This is a genomic window from Selenomonas ruminantium subsp. lactilytica TAM6421 (assembly GCF_000284095.1).
Lineage (GTDB): Bacteria > Bacillota > Negativicutes > Selenomonadales > Selenomonadaceae > Selenomonas_A > Selenomonas_A lactilytica.
Genome location: NC_017076.1, coordinates 53515 through 69727, shown reverse-complemented (window position 1 = coordinate 69727; position 16213 = coordinate 53515). Strand labels below are relative to the sequence as shown.

Annotated in this window: 21 protein-coding genes and 5 pseudogenes; 19 read left to right on the top strand and 7 right to left on the bottom strand. The window is 46.1% G+C overall.

The annotated features are described in order from the left end of the window. The first annotated feature begins 9 nt into the window (after positions 1 to 9). Entirely contained in the window at positions 10 to 822 is an 813-nt protein-coding gene (locus SELR_RS14865; RefSeq protein WP_041914867.1) for a Cof-type HAD-IIB family hydrolase, read from the top strand. 104 nt (positions 823 to 926) lie between these two features. Here SELR_RS14865 and SELR_RS14860 read toward each other — a convergent pair whose 3' ends face one another. Both SELR_RS14860 and SELR_RS14855 read right to left on the bottom strand, forming a co-directional pair. Beyond that, positions 927 to 1847 (bottom strand): DMT family transporter, encoded by a 921-nt coding sequence (locus SELR_RS14860; protein WP_014430977.1) that lies wholly within the window; start codon positions 1845 to 1847, stop codon positions 927 to 929. A gap of 20 nt (positions 1848 to 1867) precedes the next feature. Then, positions 1868 to 2137, bottom strand: coding sequence for a hypothetical protein (locus SELR_RS14855; protein ID WP_014430976.1), 270 nt, complete (start codon positions 2135 to 2137; stop codon positions 1868 to 1870). A 152-nt stretch (positions 2138 to 2289) separates the two neighbouring features. On the opposite strand from SELR_RS14855, the gene SELR_RS14850 reads away from it, so the two are divergent. From SELR_RS14850 to SELR_RS14840, 3 genes are read left to right on the top strand one after another with little or no spacing between them, the layout of a single operon-like run. Then, a complete protein-coding gene (locus tag SELR_RS14850; RefSeq protein WP_014430975.1) occupies positions 2290 to 2691 on the top strand; it encodes a pyridoxamine 5'-phosphate oxidase family protein in 402 nt (133 codons plus the stop codon). Further along, positions 2684 to 3073: a winged helix-turn-helix transcriptional regulator gene (locus SELR_RS14845; RefSeq protein ID WP_014430974.1), complete on the top strand. Its 390-nt coding sequence runs from the start codon at positions 2684 to 2686 to the stop codon at positions 3071 to 3073. Before SELR_RS14850 ends, SELR_RS14845 begins: the two co-directional genes overlap by 8 nt. Continuing rightward, the gene (locus SELR_RS14840; protein WP_014430973.1) at positions 3070 to 3627 is read left to right on the top strand and encodes a flavin reductase family protein; all 558 of its coding nucleotides are present in this window, start codon (positions 3070 to 3072) and stop codon (positions 3625 to 3627) included. Before SELR_RS14845 ends, SELR_RS14840 begins: the two co-directional genes overlap by 4 nt. A 66-nt stretch (positions 3628 to 3693) precedes the next feature. Here the strand turns inward: SELR_RS14840 and SELR_RS14835 are convergent, their stop codons facing one another. After that, a complete protein-coding gene (locus tag SELR_RS14835) occupies positions 3694 to 4149 on the bottom strand; it encodes a MarR family winged helix-turn-helix transcriptional regulator (RefSeq protein WP_014430972.1) in 456 nt (151 codons plus the stop codon). A gap of 161 nt (positions 4150 to 4310) precedes the next feature. On the opposite strand from SELR_RS14835, the gene SELR_RS14830 reads away from it, so the two are divergent. Genes SELR_RS14830 through SELR_RS14805 form a run of 6 tightly spaced genes read left to right on the top strand, consistent with a single transcriptional unit; the run spans position 4311 to position 7585 of the window. After that, a complete protein-coding gene (locus SELR_RS14830) occupies positions 4311 to 4850 on the top strand; it encodes a glutathione peroxidase (RefSeq protein ID WP_014430971.1) in 540 nt (179 codons plus the stop codon). Between the two features lie 22 nt (positions 4851 to 4872). Next, positions 4873 to 5205 carry a hypothetical protein gene (locus SELR_RS14825; RefSeq protein WP_014430970.1) on the top strand — a complete coding sequence of 111 codons (333 nt, stop codon included), beginning with the start codon at positions 4873 to 4875 and terminating at the stop codon, positions 5203 to 5205. A gap of 40 nt (positions 5206 to 5245) precedes the next feature. Beyond that, a complete protein-coding gene (locus tag SELR_RS14820; RefSeq protein WP_014430969.1) occupies positions 5246 to 5788 on the top strand; it encodes a rubrerythrin family protein in 543 nt (180 codons plus the stop codon). A gap of 43 nt (positions 5789 to 5831) precedes the next feature. Then, complete coding sequence (locus SELR_RS14815; RefSeq protein WP_014430968.1) at positions 5832 to 6779, top strand: NAD(P)/FAD-dependent oxidoreductase; 948 nt, start codon at positions 5832 to 5834, stop codon at positions 6777 to 6779. Next, entirely contained in the window at positions 6773 to 7003 is a 231-nt protein-coding gene (locus SELR_RS14810; protein WP_014430967.1) for a glutaredoxin family protein, read from the top strand. Before SELR_RS14815 ends, SELR_RS14810 begins: the two co-directional genes overlap by 7 nt. A gap of 36 nt (positions 7004 to 7039) precedes the next feature. Next, positions 7040 to 7585, top strand: coding sequence for a glutathione peroxidase (locus SELR_RS14805; RefSeq protein ID WP_014430966.1), 546 nt, complete (start codon positions 7040 to 7042; stop codon positions 7583 to 7585). A gap of 391 nt (positions 7586 to 7976) precedes the next feature. Here SELR_RS14805 and SELR_RS19310 read toward each other — a convergent pair. Next, positions 7977 to 8150, bottom strand: a pseudogene (locus SELR_RS19310) (IS256 family transposase); the annotation flags it as partial. 9 nt (positions 8151 to 8159) lie between these two features. Between SELR_RS19310 and trpF the strand changes: the two are divergent. From trpF to SELR_RS19470, 5 genes and pseudogenes are all read left to right on the top strand, one after another. Further along, on the top strand, positions 8160 to 8519 hold the full coding sequence (gene trpF / locus SELR_RS14800) for a phosphoribosylanthranilate isomerase (RefSeq protein WP_158645832.1): 360 nt from the start codon (positions 8160 to 8162) through the stop codon (positions 8517 to 8519). 253 nt (positions 8520 to 8772) lie between these two features. Continuing rightward, the gene (locus SELR_RS14795) at positions 8773 to 9315 is read left to right on the top strand and encodes a DUF4145 domain-containing protein (RefSeq protein ID WP_014430964.1); all 543 of its coding nucleotides are present in this window, start codon (positions 8773 to 8775) and stop codon (positions 9313 to 9315) included. A 783-nt stretch (positions 9316 to 10098) separates the two neighbouring features. Further along, positions 10099 to 11340: pseudogene (locus SELR_RS14790) on the top strand (IS256 family transposase). 56 nt (positions 11341 to 11396) lie between these two features. Next, positions 11397 to 11549: pseudogene (locus SELR_RS19400) on the top strand (IS3 family transposase); the annotation flags it as partial. A 56-nt stretch (positions 11550 to 11605) separates the two neighbouring features. After that, positions 11606 to 11836, top strand: a pseudogene (locus SELR_RS19470) (macro domain-containing protein); the annotation flags it as partial. Positions 11837 to 12008: 172 nt separating this feature from the next. On the opposite strand, the gene SELR_RS14780 reads toward SELR_RS19470, so the two are convergent. After that, positions 12009 to 12353, bottom strand: coding sequence for a VOC family protein (locus SELR_RS14780; RefSeq protein ID WP_014430958.1), 345 nt, complete (start codon positions 12351 to 12353; stop codon positions 12009 to 12011). Positions 12354 to 12423: 70 nt separating this feature from the next. Beyond that, entirely contained in the window at positions 12424 to 12585 is a 162-nt protein-coding gene (locus SELR_RS19065) for a hypothetical protein (RefSeq protein ID WP_014430957.1), read from the bottom strand. Positions 12586 to 12737: 152 nt separating this feature from the next. On the opposite strand from SELR_RS19065, the gene SELR_RS14775 reads away from it, so the two are divergent. The 3 genes and pseudogenes from SELR_RS14775 to SELR_RS19570 all read left to right on the top strand — a co-directional run. Then, positions 12738 to 13607, top strand: coding sequence for a LysR family transcriptional regulator (locus SELR_RS14775; RefSeq protein WP_041914865.1), 870 nt, complete (start codon positions 12738 to 12740; stop codon positions 13605 to 13607). A 6-nt stretch (positions 13608 to 13613) separates the two neighbouring features. Beyond that, a complete protein-coding gene (locus SELR_RS14770) occupies positions 13614 to 13901 on the top strand; it encodes a hypothetical protein (RefSeq protein WP_014430955.1) in 288 nt (95 codons plus the stop codon). A gap of 159 nt (positions 13902 to 14060) precedes the next feature. Continuing rightward, a pseudogene (locus SELR_RS19570) lies at positions 14061 to 14411 on the top strand (MFS transporter); the annotation flags it as partial. A 361-nt stretch (positions 14412 to 14772) separates the two neighbouring features. Here SELR_RS19570 and SELR_RS14760 read toward each other — a convergent pair. Next, the gene (locus SELR_RS14760) at positions 14773 to 15570 is read right to left on the bottom strand and encodes an MBL fold metallo-hydrolase (protein WP_014430953.1); all 798 of its coding nucleotides are present in this window, start codon (positions 15568 to 15570) and stop codon (positions 14773 to 14775) included. A gap of 107 nt (positions 15571 to 15677) precedes the next feature. On the opposite strand from SELR_RS14760, the gene SELR_RS14755 reads away from it, so the two are divergent. Then, positions 15678 to 16211 carry a GNAT family N-acetyltransferase gene (locus tag SELR_RS14755; RefSeq protein ID WP_014430952.1) on the top strand — a complete coding sequence of 178 codons (534 nt, stop codon included), beginning with the start codon at positions 15678 to 15680 and terminating at the stop codon, positions 16209 to 16211. The last annotated feature ends 2 nt before the right edge of the window (positions 16212 to 16213 follow it).

Genomic DNA, 16213 nt, shown 5'->3' with positions numbered 1-16213 from the left:
ATGTGCAATATGAACAGTGTAAGAAACTCGGCTTTACCAGTTAAAATAGCCTTCTTTGATATAGATGGTACGTTGCTCTCATTAGGCGTAAGGGAGCCCTCGGCTAAAATTGTTTATACGCTGAAGGAATTACAAAGAAATGGAGTTATTCTCTGTATGGCCACAGGAAGAGGCGTTCTGGCAAGGCCAAAATTAAAGGGGATTCACTTTGACGCGTACATAACCTTCAACGGTTCTTATTGCTTTACGGATGAGGAGTTGATTCATAGTTGTCCTATTCCTAAATCTGACGTTTTGCAGATATTGGAGAATACGAAAAGAATGGGGCGGGCAGTGGTAATAAGCAATGATAAATTCATTGTGGCCAATGGCATGGATGAAGACCTGAAAACATATTTTTCCTTTGGGGGAGAAAACATCGCTATTGATGGGGATTTTGATAAAAAATGTAAGGATGACATATATCAGATGATGGTTAGCTGCGTGAGCTCGGAATATGAGGAGATTCTACGCGGCACCAAGGGCATATCCGTGACAGCCTGGTGGGATAGAGCGGCTGATTTGATTCCTGCTGAATCTGGCAAAGGCAAAGCTGTAAAGAACATCCTTGACTATTTCGGATTCTCGAAGCAGGAAGCGATTGCCTTTGGGGATGGAAGAAACGATATCGAGATGCTTCGTGCTGTGGGAACAGGAATAGCGATGGGGAATGCTGGCGATGAAGTTAAGGCAATAGCGGATACTGAATGTAAAAGTGTTGAGGATGACGGAATTTATTACTACTGCGTGGAAAAGGGACTAATCGAACTCAGTCAGGCATAGTTGGCAACACGAGCCTGCCTCCCAGATTAACAATCAAAAGCCGCCATGGCATACAGTGTTTTACGTTGTGCGTCATGGCGGCTTATTTTTTTCTGTTTTTGAAATTATACGCAGGTTCTGCTTTTGGCCAGCTTTTCCTCTGCCGTGGTATTGCCTCCACGCATGGCCAGCATCACGCCGATGGCGATGAGGGCAAAGCCCGGTACAAAGTAACTGGTAATGGCCTCATCCAGCAGGAAATATCCCAGCAGAGTTCCCACCACGGGCTGGAAGAACATAAAAAGGCCGCCGATAGAGGCATCCATGTAAGTCAGACCCTTGCTCCAGAGGACGAACCCCGCAGTGGTGGAAATCATGCCCACATAGAGAATGGAGCCCCAGATTTGGGGCTGGGCGAGGGCTGTAAAATCTGCTGCAGAGGTGAGCCACCAGAGACCGTAGGGGCTGAGGGTGATAAAGGCAATCAGCACGCTGTAAAAGGTCAGGGCAAAGACGGAATAATGGCTCAAGAGCTTCAATAAAATGGACATCAGTGCCCAGGTAATGGCGGCAATCATAAGATAAACGCCGCCCAGCACGCTTCCACACTGTATATTGTCCGGGTCAATCACAATGAGCAGCACCCCTATAGTGGCAAGAACCACGGATAATAGTCGGCTGAAGTTGAACCGTTCATGGAGCAGCAGGCAGCCGAAGACCACCATAAAAGCCGGTGTGGCCGCTGTTATGACAGAGCCCATCTGGGCCGAGGTCAGCATGGTGCCAGATTCCTGAGTGACGATGGAGAGAGTATTTCCTATAAGGGCAGACAGAAGAAGCAGCTTTCTGTCCTTTTTCTCTATCTTCCATGATATTTTTTGCTGGAACATCAAGAACACCAGTGGGATAAGAGCCACTCCATATCGCATCCATACCAGAGCCACTGGTGTAATGACGCCAACAGTCAATCGCACGGCAATAAACATGGCTCCCCAGATGCTGCCTGCCAGGGACAGCAGTACCAAGCCAATAATCAGATTTCGCAAAATATCCTTCCTTTGGGCTTTTATATTCTGTCCGCATCCAGCGTGACTAGATAACGACGGTTATTGCCTTCTTCATAGGAACCGTCTAATTCCCAGCTGACAATTTTGCCTTGACGTTTGAGGATGCCAAGGATGCTTTCCCTCGTCCATGGCATAACAATGGAAATAGTAATTTCACCCGCTGGCAAAAGACAGCCATATGTGGCAAGCATTGTATCCTCGATGCCTTTCAGTGTATCACGGCATGCTTTGTTTTGTTCTTTGATTTTGAATTGATTTTTTGCTTTCATGATTCCAATTTATCGCAGAAGGCCTCAAATGTCAATGACAGGCAGGTATCATTAGAGATACTTACTATCATAAAAAAACGTACTTGTGTGGTGATTTTTGGAGTCGTATAATTAAAGCAGTTCAATAAAGTGACCTAAGGAGGCTTCCTATTATGACTAATGCAGAAAAGGTAAACGAGTTCCTGGACAAGGCCAAGACCTTCTATTTCCTGACCACGGACGGTGACCAGCCGAAGGGGCGTCCTTTTGGCTTCCACATGCTGGTGGATGGCAAGATATACTTTGGCTGTGGCACCTTCAAGAATGTCTACAAGCAGCTGGTGGCTAATCCCAAGGCTGAGGTTCTGGCTGTGGTCGGCGGCGAGTTCATGCGGTATGATGGACTGGCCAAGGTAGTCAAGGACGATGCCCTGCTGGCCAAGGTGCGGGAGATAATGCCCCAGATAATGGACATGTACGACAAGAATGGCTGGGAAATGGGGCTCTTTTATCTTGAGAACGGCCATGCTGAGATTCGGGGCATGCTGGATTTGAAGGAAGAATTCGATGTCTGAGGGTAAAAAGGTGAAAATATCCCCGGTTCCTATGGACGATTGGTTTGGAAAATGTCCCTATGCTACAGTGCAGAAGCTCATTTCCGGCAAATGGGCTATGCTCATTTTGCATAATCTGGAGGATGGCCCCGTGCGTTTCAATGACCTGCAACGGCAGCTGCCGAAGATGACACATGCCACGCTGTCTGTTCAGTTGAAGAACCTGATAGAGCATGGGTTGGTTATCCGTCGTCAGTATGAATCCATTCCGCCCCGGGTGGAATACTCCCTAAGCGAAATTGGTCAGAAGTTTCATCCTGTGTTGGAGGCAATGGAAGTTTGGGGGAAGGAATATATCTCCTACATGAAGAATAATGATAGTACAGAGGAGGGGCAAGTATGAGTGTAGAATTTACTGGCAAGAATGCGTGCATTGCACCGGAAGGCGTATTTATCATTGGGACTTATGACGAAAATGGAGTCCCAAACGCCATGAACGCAGCTTGGGGTGCACAGTCGGATTTTGATGAAATCACCTTGTTTCTGGCCAAACACAAAACCACGGAGAACATCAAGCATACCAAGGCTTTTACCGTGGCTTTTGCTACCAAGGACACGGTGGAAATCGCTGACTACTTTGGCGTGGAAACCGGCAACAAGGTCAACAAGATAGAAAAGGCTGGCTGCCATGTCCACAAGAGTGCCCATGTAAATGCTCCTATCATCGAGGAATTTCCTGTGACGCTGGAGTGTGAGTGCGTAAGCTACAGTGACGAGACTGGAATTTTGGTGGGGAAAATCATCGCCCAGCAGGCCGATGAAGCAGTGCTTACCGACGGAGTAGTGGATTACGATAAGCTCCAGCCGATTATCTTTGACATTGCCACCAAGACCTACCGTTTGGTAGGGCCGGTTGTGGGGAAGGCTTTCCATGACGGGCTGAAGCTCAAGAATTGAGCCGGGCAAAAGACATAAAAAACGAGAGACAGTTGCACCTTTATTAAGTGCAGTCTCTCGTTTTTTTTATTCTAACGTATGGATAATCTGATAAAGCTGCTCCTTCAGCTTGCCAACCTCTTCGCCGGAGAACAGTTCCCCCTTTTGATTCACAAGGCACCCCATCTGATAGGGTATCTTTTCCGCTTCCTGCCGCAGAGTCTTACCCTCATCTGTAATGGATACCATCAGGATACGCTCATCTTCCGGATTGCGGTATCTTTTGAGATAGCCCATGGCTTCCAGTTTCTTCAGCACCGGAGTCAGCGTTCCGGAATCCAGATAAAGGCGTTTGCCAAGGTCACGCATGGCAACCTTATTATTCTCCCACAGCACCATCATGGTAATGTATTGGGGATAGGTAAGTCCAAGTTCTTTCAGGAAGGGGTTATAGGCCGCTACTATTTTCCTGGCACAGGCATATAAAGGAAAGCACAGCTGGTTTTCCAGAAGCAACGGGTCGAAGGTCTGTTTGTCAATCATATCTTGCTCCTCAATGTTACAGGTAAATCTTTCTTTGATAATCTATTCTACCATCATATTGACATCAAATCAAATGAGATTTTTTTAAATTCCATTTGACAAAATGGAATTTTGCTGTATAATAGAGCATGTAAGATGAAATGAAGGAGGGCAACCAACAGATGATATATGATTATACATTGAAAGCCAATGACGGCTCAGATTTTGCCTTGTCAGATTATAAGGGGAAGGTACTTCTCTTTGTGAACACTGCCACCCGTTGCGGCTTCACCCCACAGTATAAGGAACTGGAAGCCATTTATGAGAAGTATCAGTCCCAGGGACTGGAAATCATCGACATTCCCTGCAACCAGTTTATGGAGCAGGCCCCGGAAGATGACCAGGGCATACAGCAGTTCTGCTCCTTGAAGTACAAAACCAGATTCCGCAGGATGAAGAAAGCCGATGTCAATGGCGAAAATGAGTTGCCCTTGTACACCTATCTGAAAGCCCAGCAGAAATTCAAAGGCTTTGGTAATGGGCTGAAGGCAACAGCTATGAGCTTGCTTTTAAGGAAGCGAGACTGGAATTACAAGAAAAATTCCGATATAAAATGGAATTTTACCAAATTCCTGGTAGACCGCCAGGGAAACGTGATAAGCCGCTTTGAGCCAACGGATTCGATGCAGGATTTAGAGGCCAGCATACAGAATTGTTTGTAATGAAAAAAGGAGAGCTGAAACTATGGATAAGCAGGAAATCATCAAAGCCTTTCATATGATGTGGGACAAGTTCCCGGAGCCCATCATGCTGATTACTAAAGACCGCCAAATTCATGCGGTAAACAAGAAAGCCGCTTCTTTGGGGCTCAACGACCAGATGAAATGCTCCAGTATTGGAAGTCCCGAGCAGCATAAGGGGTGTCTTTGCAATCAGGCGGCAGATACCAGAGAAGCAGTCTATAAAGCATACGAAGGGCAGTTTGGCCGGGCTTATGGCTTTTGGATTCCCGTTGAAGGTGCTGAGGAATACATCATTCACTTCGGCGTTGGCTCTACTTTCGAATATCCCATGTAATGAAGATTTGTGCGTTGTATTTTAGGAGGAGGAAAAACTCATGAGCATTTATGGACTGACAAAGGGCACGGACCTTGAGCAAATGGTTAGGACCATTATGCAGGCCGAGGCAAACGGCACCATGATGTATTACGCTCTGGCCCGTTTGGCCAAGGAGCAGGGCTACAATGATATCGCGGATGAGCTCATTGAATCTGCTAATCAGGAAGCTGTCCATGCCGGGTTCTATGCCGTGCTTAACGGCAAGTATCCCCAGGATTTCTGGAACCTCCTGCGTACGGTGCAGAAAGCTGAAACCAATGGCGAGGCACAGGTCAAGGCTATGGCCGATAAAGTGAGAGCCGCAGGCTTTGCCGAGGCTGCTGACGAGATGGAAATCTTTGCCAAGCAGGAAGGCCATCATGGCGTGGTTATCGGCAAGATTATGGAAAAGTATCAGCCGGAAAAGACAGCCCCTGCGGGGAAGGTTTATATCTGCCCGGTCTGCGGCTTTGAGCATGAAGGGGATATAAGCGATGAGCCGGACGATTACGTCTGCCCCCTCTGCGGCCAGCCCAAGAGTGCTTTCAAGGAAGCCAAATAAATAATCCGTTTCCCTGGTTTTCAGAAGAGAAGGAGCTGATGGCATGGAGAAAAAGCGTATCCACAAGGATATCATCATTATCGGTGCAGGCATGGCGGGGCTGACAGCGGCCCTTTACGCCGGACGCATGAATCTGGATGTGCTGGTGCTGGAAAACGGCATCATCGGCGGGCAGATTGCCAATGCTACAGGCATTGAGAACTATCCGGGCTTTGCCAAGGTTTCCGGCAAGGACCTTATGGGCACTCTGCAACAGCAGGCGGAAAGCTTTGGGGCGGTCATTGATGAGTTTGACTCCATCGTGAAGGTCACCCTGAAAGGTCAGCCCAAACTGATAGAGACGGAGGAGCATATCTATGAGGCCGATGTCGTCATCATTGCCTCTGGTATGAATCGCCGCAAACTCCCCCTGCCAGAGGAGAAAAAGTTTGCAGGCAAAGGCGTACATTACTGTGAACTCTGTGACGGCCACATGTACCAGGATAAGGTCATTGCTGTCATGGGGGGCGGCAATGCGGCTGTGGATGCCGCCAATTTCCTCAGTAAGTATGCCAGCAAACTCTATCTGATACACCGCTCGGATTTCCGGGCCGATGAAGTCTCCCAAAAGCGGTTAAAGGATAATCCCAAGGCAGAAATCTTCCTGCAGACAGAAATCAAGAGCCTGCAGGGGAATGGACGTCTGGAGAGCATCGAGGTGTTGGACAAGGCTTCAGGAATGAACCGCAGCCTGCCGGTGGATGGTATTTTCGTCAATATCGGTGTGGTGCCCAATACGGAACTATATAAGGAAGAATTGCCGCTGACTCCTGGCGGCCGTATCGAGGCAGGAGAGGATTGCCGCACAGCCATCCCAGGCGTTTTTGCCGCCGGCGATGTGCGGGAAAAGGAAATACGCCAGCTGACCACTGCAGCAGCCGATGGCACTGCAGCAGCCCTGCTGGCTGAGAAATATCTGGTTAAGTTGAAGGAGGGTAATCCCGTATGGTAAAAGTATATTCAATCAATGATTGTCCCTGGTGCGACAAGGTAAAGAAGTACCTGAAGAGCAAGAATGTGGAATTTGAAGAGCACAATATCGAGGAAAATGACGATGACCGTGATGCATGCTATGAGCTGACGGGAGATACCATGGTTCCCATCACCACGGCCAATGACAAGGATTATGTGCTGGGCTTTGAAAAAGCTAAGCTGGACGAAATGCTGGGCCTTTGATTGCCGGCTTGTTAGATGTAAGTGAGGAGAATCATTATGGGTATTTATGATTTTGTGGTAAAGACCAATAAAGGTGTAGAAAAATCTCTGGCTGATTACAAGGGCAAGGTGCTGGTCATCGTCAATACGGCCTCCAAATGCGGTTTCACACCCCAGTTCAAGGAACTGCAGGACCTCTATATGAAGTATAAGGGCCAGGGCCTGGAAATCTTAGGCTTCCCCTGCAATCAGTTCGCTGGTCAGGAACCTGGCAGCAATAATGAGGTGCAGGAATTCTGCCGCCTGAACTACGGCGTGACCTTTCAGATTTTCGAGAAAGGCGATGTCCGGGGCGAAACGGCACAGCCGCTGTTCAAGTACCTGATTGAACAGCAGGGCTTCAAGGGCTTTGACCAGGACCATCCCATTGCTGCGAAGCTTACGGAAGCACTCCAGCAGAATTTCCCCGAATATCTGGAAGGCGACTCCATCAAATGGAATTTCACTAAGTTCCTGGTAGACAGAGAGGGCAACGTAGTAGCCCGCTTCGAGCCCACTTTTGACCCTGCAAACATGGCAGGGGAAATTGAAAAGCTGTTGTAACTTAGAAGCTGACGACCCATAAGTCAGGCAAGATGTTTGATAGTAAATGCCCCCAGTATCAGGCGTGTAGATACAATGTCTGATTCTGGGGCTTTTTTATGAATTTTCGCCTTCCAGAAAAAACGACCTCACAGAATCGTCTGTAATACTTAATAATAACATAACGCATATAAAACATCGCATAAATCATAAAGTCGCTCAGAGAGGTCGTTAGATAGCTTAAAATGGATATCGTATTTTTAGGCCGGATTTAGGCGTAAAAATAACACGTACGCTCATTCATTGTGTTATTTTTAGTGTTGCTAATTGGGGTTATCCACAGTAAAATGTTAATAGAGGGTGTGAATAAAAGTCTGTAAAAGGTCTTCTATGATTTCAGCATGGATGTATTTTACGGTTTTAATCTATCAGGGTGCATAATGGTCAGTTCGCCCCTTACTTTGCCCCAGTTTCGGATGGGCATGGACCATTTCTTGGTAGCTTCAAACGTTGCCAAATACAACGCCTTTAGCAGGGCCTGTTGGCCGGGGAAAACACTTCTCTGGCTGTTCAGACGCTGGTAGGTTTGGATTATGTGCAGCTTAATGGGGGCGAAAGCAATGAATATATCTATCAAATACCTTGTCCAGTTATTAAGCGATATTATTACAATAAATCGTTCTCCTTTGAGAAAGCTGAAAATAGTACTGCAGAAATGATTTTGCTCGACATTGACGACCAGAAATATAAAAAGGATAATCTTGAACGCGATATACTATCATTGCATAAATCAGTGATATTGTCAGTTAACGTTGACAGAGAAAACGTACTGAAAATAAACAAACAGTTTCATCCGTATGCTTTGGAAGTGTCGGATGGATTAAAGGAATCTGGCACCATGAGTCCGCGTAAAATAAGGTCGTTTTTCCGGCGGATAGGTAGGATAATGGCGTAATTGTATAGCGGTGTAATGGTGTAATGGTGTAATGGCGTGTAAACGTATTATGATAATATTCAACAAGATACAAGGGTAGGCAAGATTTCTTTGCTGGTAGCAGGCCAGCAGCGGATTGACAAGTACAACTGTGGTAGATAATTTGCAAATATAGCATACAGAAACTAAATACTGATTGATTTCGTCAGTTGTTCCCAAGAGAATACTATGAATATATTGTAGCAAAAATATTGTTAATTAAAGGAGATATAATATGTCATTTATAAATGAAGTTATAGAAATAGGTAAAATACTATGTGGAAAAGATGATTCTTGTTTAGAATTTGATTATATGTTAAAACATGATTTAGAAGAAGATAAGAAACGTAGAGAATCAGTTCCAAAAGAAATACAATATTTATATAGGTACAATAAAAAAATTGCAGAAATTTTACCTAAAGCGTACTATAACTCATCAGAAGAAAGATGTTTATTCTTGCGTCAAGCACTTGAAGAATTTATAAGTTCTTATGAACTGCATAGTGATAAAATGAATTTGTCAAATAAAATCTGTTATTTACAAAATAAGAGGATTATAACTGACAATATTGCCGATAAGTGCCACTATATTAGGAAGATAACAAATAAAGGAGTTCATAATTCTAAAGTTGAAATTTCCGAAATAAATAGCTGTGGCAAATTGTTGGTAGATATTATATTGTATAAATGGCCTCATTCTGGAGAAATAATTGAACTAGATTTTGACAAGGTTTTGAAAGAAATTAAAGAACAGAAGGAGATGAAATCGCTAAATTAAACTGATTTGTTATAGCGAATTATGTAAGTCACAGTTCATCTGGTAAAATCACTGTGAAGATTACGTTACCATGGACTAAGGAGGGAAGATTAGGTTTACTGAAAAAATGGTAAAATTGCCTCGTGGATACAGGATAAGGAATTTGAATAAAGAAATTTGTACCGGTATCGAATTTCCATGGACGGTGAAAAAAATTGAACGCCCAGAATTGACGTTGAGAGGCATGTAAAAGCCTTTACATATAAACCTAAAATCCCGCTCAAAATTTAACCTACAATTCTTAAACCTAGTATTTATAAGGGGTTACAGCATTTCAAGCACGATTTTAGGGCTTGGTAGGTTAAGTTTTATTACCCTACAGAAAAACGCCGTGAAGCCTTGATATTATTGAGTCCTTGGCGTAGGGGAAAAAATCTCCGGGATTTTAGGATATAAACTATTATGTTACATGAAAAAAACGTAGACAACACACTGGTGAGTCTACAGATTTTTTTTGCAATTTTAGATAGTAAAAAACCCCACTACATGGGGATAGCAGGGTTAGGGGAAGCTCCATCCAGGTTGGACGATAGCTATTTCAGAACGCTTGCCTTGCTGATACAATGATTTGCCATTAGGAAAATAACCATACAGTAAGACCTTGATATTATATCAACGTTACCAAGGAAAGGCAAGGTTTATTCGTTTCTTGAGAGTATGAAGAAATCTCTGTAAATGAATTTTCCTCGAAAACATAAGGTCTTCTATGATAAACTATAATCAAATCATAGGAGGCCTTTTATCATGGCAAGACAGAAAAAAGAGATTCACAAAGTAGAAATGACCGATGGCAAGCGTGCCATCATCCAGCAGTTGTTCCAAGAGTACAACATCGAGAGCGCTACTGATATCCAAGACGCCCTGAAAGACTTGCTGGGCGGCACCATCAAGCAAATGATGGAAACGGAAATGGATGAGCATCTAGGCTACAGCAAGTCTGAGCGCTCCGATAGTGAGAATGCCCGCAACGGATACAAAACCAAGCGTGTCAACAGCAGTTATGGCAGTTTTCAGATTGATGTCCCGCAGGATCGTCAGTCCTCCTTCCAGCCCTAGGTTGTCAAGAAGCGGCAGAAGGATATTTCCGCCATTGACGAGAAAATTATCTCTATGTATGCCAAAGGCATGACCACCAGACAGATCTCTGAAACTTTGGAAGACATTTACGGCTTCGAGGCTTCAGAAGGGTTCATATCCGATGTTACCGATAAAATTCTGCCTCAGATTGAGGAATGGCAGAGCAGACCGCTTTCCAGTATCTACCCCATAATTTTCATTGATGCCATCCATTTTTCTGTAAGACATGACAATATGATTGCCAAATTGGCTGCCTATGTCGTGATGGGAATAAATGAAGATGGCCGCAAGGAAGTCCTTACGCTTGAAGTGGGCGAAAATGAGAGCAGCAAATACTGGCTGGGCGTCCTGAACAGCCTCAAGAACCGTGGTGTAAGGGATATCCTTATTCTTTGCTCTGATGGGCTTACCGGCCTGAAAGAGGCCATTTCTGCAGCATTTCCGAAAACGGAGCACCAGCGCTGCATTGTCCACATGGTGCGCAATACACTGAAATACGTCGCCAACAAAGACATGAAAAATTTTGCCAAAGATCTCCGCACCATCTATACCGACCCTGATGAGAAGGCCGCCGTTAAGCGGCTGGAGGAAGTGGACAAAAAATGGACGCTCCATTATCCAGCGGCACTGAAGCGTTGGTTTGACAATTGGGATGTAATAACGCCAATATTCAAGTTCTCAACAGACATCCGTACCGCGTTTTACACGACCAATGCCATTGAGAGCCTAAATTCCTCGTACCGCCGTCTGAACAGCCAGAGAAGTGTTTTCCCCGGCCAACAGGCCCTGCTAAAGGCGTTGTATTTGGCAACGTTTGAATCTACCAAGAAATGGTCCATGCCCATCCGAAACTGGGGCAAAGTAAGGGGCGAACTGACCATTATGCCCCCTGATAGATTACAACCGTAAAATACATCCATGCTGAAATCATAGAAGACCTTTTACAGACTTTTATTCACACCCTCGATTTTAATCATGCTTACAGCCTAATTTTTGAGTATATTGAAGCATTTTATAATACAAAGCGGATTCACAGCCATTGTGGATATCTTTCGCCAGATGATTTCGAAAAACTTTACAATGCGAGCGTTGCTAGAGAATCACTATTGGTAAGCTGAAAATAATTAAAATTTCTCATTTTATGTTGTACTAAATCTTGACATAGGACCAGACACTGCATGGCTGCAAAACCGGGCAGGCCAAAATAACCAAGGCATACAGGCTGCCCTGCGACCATATTATCCATACAGTTGGATCCATCTGGCATGGCGGCAGCCAGGGCGAAGCAGAACTGCTCTCTAGCTGCTACCGACACTCCCTGGAACTTGTCATGGAGCACGGCATCCGTAGTGTGGCTTTTCCATCCATCTCCACCGGGGTATATTCCTACCCGGTCCAACAGGCAGCAGAAATTGCCGTGCAAACAGTCAGGGCTGTAATAAAAGAACACCCGGAAGCTTTTGACGAAATCCTCTGGGTGCTGTTCGACGAACGTACGAAATTGGTATACGACGGAACAATACAGGAACGTTGATATAATCGTGATTGTGAAAGGCCGGACTTCCGGCCTTTTTCCCTTAATCCTCAATCGGGAACAGCTCCAGCAATAAGCCATCTGGCAGCTGCACCCATTTTTCCGGCTTGCCCTCTACTGGATGCACGCCTTCGTAAGCCAACATCTTTGCCAGGGTTTCCTTAAAATCTCGTACCCTCAGTCCCAAATGATGAGCCTGACCGCTTCCTGCATTATCCGGTGCGGCTACAAGCTGGATGCCTCCATTCAGCCAAACCTGTTGGAGCTTACCCTCCGCTTCCCGCCGCCGGGTTACGGACATGCCCAAAACATCCTCAAAGAAAGCCAGCGTCCAGTCAATATCTGCCACCGTAACAGCCGCATGGTCAAGATAGGCGTGTTCATTCATCACAAGTCCCCCTTCGTATACAAAACTATCTCCATAGCTTTGTATTTCGCTACGGGGATAGTTTTTCCTGTCAGATTGCTTCGTTCATATCCTTTAGGTAACGGCCATAGAGCATATTCTTCTCAGCAGGCGACATATCCTTTTTCTGTTGCATAGCTGCCTGATAGCGGCTGACATCCTTATGAGCCTGCATCATCATCTTAGCTGCCCAGTTCATCATTTCTTTTTTCATGGTCAAAACCTCCTCGTCTTCACGTTAACCTGTGTTTCTCTTGTTGGCTTTATCATATCGCAAAGCCCCGCTAATGAAAAACACTTATAATCGATTTATCTATTGAGAAAATCGATTGATTGTTATATGCTGAAGAAAAGGGAGGTACCAGTATGAATATCCAGCAAATGCAATATTACGCTGAAGTCTGCCGTTACGAAAACGTAACCCGGGCAGCGGATGCCCTGCATATGTCCCAGTCCACTCTCAGTTTGGCTATGAAGAATATCGAGGAAGAAACGGGACTGAACCTCTTCCGCCATGTGGGCCGCAATATCCAGCTTACGGAGGAGGGCCACGCCCTGCTCCATGAGGTGGAAACCATGCTCAAGCAGGTCAAGCGTTTTGAAGGAAGCGTACGGGAAATCGCCCACCGCCACAACCGCCTGCAAATTGCCCTTCCCTCACAGATTGCCACGATTATACTGCCTTTGCTCCTGAGGGAGTTCAGAAAGCTCCACCCGGAAATCGAGCTGGAAATCACGGAACCCGCTGGTGGAGAGGCCCTGGATATGGTGGAGCGAGAAGAAGTTGATTTGGCTTTCGTCCACGATGCAGATGACCGCAACACTCTCACCCTGCGTAAACTGTCGGACTGGCCCATTTGCCTGTGCGTGCCCACAGACCACGAATTGACTTGTCAAAAATCCATCACCTTGGCGGAAGCAACAAATTACCCATTGGTGTTATTGGGACGAAACTTCATTTTGACCCACGAGATACTGGAAAAATGCCGGAAGCAAAAGCTAACGCCCCATGTGCTCCACTACTCCCCGCACCTTTCCACCATCTGGAATATCGTCCGTCAGGGAATCGCCTTTTCCATTCTTACCGGCAATGGCATTCCCACAGGCAGCGGCCTTTCCGCTATCCCAATAAAAGGACTGTCCCAACAGGGCTTTGTCGTCACGAAAAAAGGTAGGCAAGTCTATGCTGGGGAGCGTCTGCTTATCAACTTCGTCCGGCAGAAATTCAGGGAGTGAATCTTCATGATAATCAAAGCATATCCGAACGCAGTATGGGACTCAGAGCTGAACAGCTATATCGAGTACGGGGAGTATGATGACAAGTACTACTCTTTCGAGCACCTGGGAAAGTTCTTTTACTGCAAGGACTACAAATGGTACGAAACCACGGAACTCATAGACATCCGGGACATCTATTTGGAGGCAGATAACCCTAACACCCCGGAAGACATCACCGTTACTTACCACGGAAAGCCTCTTGGTGATTTCATTCTTTGCGAATATGATGGCCCAGGCCCTCGCATGGAATGAATAATTGACTTTTGATTGGAAGAGTTGGCAGTATTTAAGGCAATCCTTCAATGTGCAAAGCCGAGGTATGTATCATGCAAATTGATTTAGAGCAAATCACGTGTTTTTTAGCAGTAGCCAGGCTGAAAAGCTTTCTCCTTCTCTTTAAGTGTCCTCGCTCTGCTGCTCCTGCAATTCATCTGCCTTGGTCTGGGTTTCTTCATCCCCAACTTTGCCCAAATTGTGTTGGGGGAAAATTCCTTTATCGCTGGCTGTATCCTGCTGTCTGGCTGCCTGCTCGGGGCAATGCTGGCTCCCATCAGCGGCCGCCTACTTGACCGCTTTGGAGCCAAACGCCCTATCGTGCTGGGATGCCTGCTGGTGCTGACGGCGATGCTGCTTTTTTATAATCTGCTTTCAGCAGCCACAGCCATTACCTTAGCCCTTATCTATATGGTCTTTCCCTTGGGACAGGCCTTTTCCTCAGGCAATATCATGGTGCATGGCCTGAATCAGCTTCCCCAGCAATATAAGGCTGATGGTAATGCCATCTTCAACACCATGCAGCAGCTGGCCGGAGCCATCGGTACGGCGGTTATCGCCACCATCGTTTCCGCCCCCCAGGCCTATATGCCTGACAGCCTGCCTCAGGCAACCGCCCTAGGCAGTCAGCACGCCTGCCTGCTCTTATGTTCGCTGGCGTTGCTGCTCCTGTCCACCATGTATATGGCCACCACAGCCAAAACAGTCACAAAAGACATGGACTGTGAATTAAACGCCACAAATTAAGTCCACTGCTTATCCTGCAAACCTGATATTTGTACAAAAACCAGTCTTCTCCGCAATTTTTGCGAGGAAGACTGGTTTTCTTTGCCAGCTGCTATGATAATCTCTACCCAATTTCAATTACAGAACCTGTCGAAATCCGTCCCGGCACCTCTGCCCCGGAACAGTGGCAAAGGTTTAGCTCCTGAACGCCCAGGCTCCGCAATTCCTGCAAAGTCTGTTCCATCCTTTCCTTACTAGCCTTACTCAGATGAATGCCGCCGATTATTCGTCGCACAGGCTGGCCGGTCTTGTTCTTTACCGCAGCCACCATGTTGAGTATCCCGCGGTGAGAACATCCCACCACCATCGCAAGTCCATCCCCCTCTTTTAGAAGCAGGCATATTTCATCGTTAAAAGGGTCCGCTTCCTTCTGCCCGCCCCGGCAGAATTTCTCCGGGATATCCTCAAAGGTATACTGCCGGTCAAAGCCGGTAATGATGCTGGCATAATCATCTATCGGCAAGGAATCAACGCATACCTTTTGCTCAACCTGCCACTTTGCCAAGTCATCGGCGGTAAAGCCGCAGCCTTTATAAAGGTATTCTCCGCTTTCCTTATCATAAGAGTATTTCTCCTGCCAAAAATTTCTACCCGTATACAAGGTCTTGGGCTGACAATACTTCAGGAGAGCAGGAAAACCTCCCCCATGGTCATAATGGGAATGGCTCAATACCACCATTTTCACAACCTGCAAATCAATTCCTAGTTTCCCTGCATTTTTCCAGGCCAGCCCTGTGTGGCCGCAGTCGAAGATAAATTTTGTCTCCGGCGTTTCAATATACAGGGATAGCCCATGTTCCGACTCAAGAGTTGATTCATCCGCTGCCGTATTTTCCACAAGAACGGTTACTCTGCTTTTCATGATACACCTCATCTGTCTGCTACAGCATCTATTTTGACCTCTCTTTATTATATTAGCAGAAGTCATCATCCACAATATGGTATAATTGGGAAAAGGAAGTGCGAACGATGATGCAAAATACAGAAATAACCCTTGTGCCCCTGCAGGCAGAGGACAAGGAAAAATTTATCCGCGACAATCAGGACGCCTTTAACTACGGAGCTATGGAAGAATTTGGCCTGCGGGACAACCATTTTGAAGAAGATGGCGAAATCATCTCCCGAGACACCATTGAAAAATCCATTGCCGAAGGCACCGCCTACCGCATTATGCAGGAATCCCAGCCTGTTGGCGGCCTTATCGTAAAAGTTGACGGCAGTCATGGCGAGCTGGAGATTCTATTTGTCTCCCCCAATGCTCACAGCAAGGGAATCGGCTATGCCGCATGGTGTGCGGTAGAAAAAATGTATCCTGAGGTCAAGTTGTGGGAGACCGTAACACCCTATTTCGAAAAGCGTAACATCCACTTTTATGTGAACCGCTGCGGGTTTCATATCGTGGAGTTCTTTAACGCCCATCATCCTGACCCTAAGGATGACGAGGAAGAACATGATGAACAATTCCCCGAGGGGATGTTCCGTTTTGAAAAACGTCTGCCTTAAGG

Coding starts and splice junctions, on each gene's coding strand:
- SELR_RS14865 (WP_041914867.1), top strand. CDS start 10: ATGAACAGTGTAAGAAACTCGGCTTTACCAGTTAAAATAGCCTTCTTT.
- SELR_RS14855 (WP_014430976.1), bottom strand. CDS start 2,137: ATGAAAGCAAAAAATCAATTCAAAATCAAAGAACAAAACAAAGCATGC.
- SELR_RS14850 (WP_014430975.1), top strand. CDS start 2,290: ATGACTAATGCAGAAAAGGTAAACGAGTTCCTGGACAAGGCCAAGACC.
- SELR_RS14845 (WP_014430974.1), top strand. CDS start 2,684: ATGTCTGAGGGTAAAAAGGTGAAAATATCCCCGGTTCCTATGGACGAT.
- SELR_RS14840 (WP_014430973.1), top strand. CDS start 3,070: ATGAGTGTAGAATTTACTGGCAAGAATGCGTGCATTGCACCGGAAGGC.
- SELR_RS14835 (WP_014430972.1), bottom strand. CDS start 4,149: ATGATTGACAAACAGACCTTCGACCCGTTGCTTCTGGAAAACCAGCTG.
- SELR_RS14830 (WP_014430971.1), top strand. CDS start 4,311: ATGATATATGATTATACATTGAAAGCCAATGACGGCTCAGATTTTGCC.
- SELR_RS14825 (WP_014430970.1), top strand. CDS start 4,873: ATGGATAAGCAGGAAATCATCAAAGCCTTTCATATGATGTGGGACAAG.
- SELR_RS14820 (WP_014430969.1), top strand. CDS start 5,246: ATGAGCATTTATGGACTGACAAAGGGCACGGACCTTGAGCAAATGGTT.
- SELR_RS14815 (WP_014430968.1), top strand. CDS start 5,832: ATGGAGAAAAAGCGTATCCACAAGGATATCATCATTATCGGTGCAGGC.
- SELR_RS14810 (WP_014430967.1), top strand. CDS start 6,773: ATGGTAAAAGTATATTCAATCAATGATTGTCCCTGGTGCGACAAGGTA.
- SELR_RS14805 (WP_014430966.1), top strand. CDS start 7,040: ATGGGTATTTATGATTTTGTGGTAAAGACCAATAAAGGTGTAGAAAAA.
- SELR_RS14795 (WP_014430964.1), top strand. CDS start 8,773: ATGTCATTTATAAATGAAGTTATAGAAATAGGTAAAATACTATGTGGA.
- SELR_RS14780 (WP_014430958.1), bottom strand. CDS start 12,353: ATGAATGAACACGCCTATCTTGACCATGCGGCTGTTACGGTGGCAGAT.
- SELR_RS19065 (WP_014430957.1), bottom strand. CDS start 12,585: ATGAAAAAAGAAATGATGAACTGGGCAGCTAAGATGATGATGCAGGCT.
- SELR_RS14775 (WP_041914865.1), top strand. CDS start 12,738: ATGAATATCCAGCAAATGCAATATTACGCTGAAGTCTGCCGTTACGAA.
- SELR_RS14770 (WP_014430955.1), top strand. CDS start 13,614: ATGATAATCAAAGCATATCCGAACGCAGTATGGGACTCAGAGCTGAAC.
- SELR_RS14760 (WP_014430953.1), bottom strand. CDS start 15,570: ATGAAAAGCAGAGTAACCGTTCTTGTGGAAAATACGGCAGCGGATGAA.
- SELR_RS14755 (WP_014430952.1), top strand. CDS start 15,678: ATGATGCAAAATACAGAAATAACCCTTGTGCCCCTGCAGGCAGAGGAC.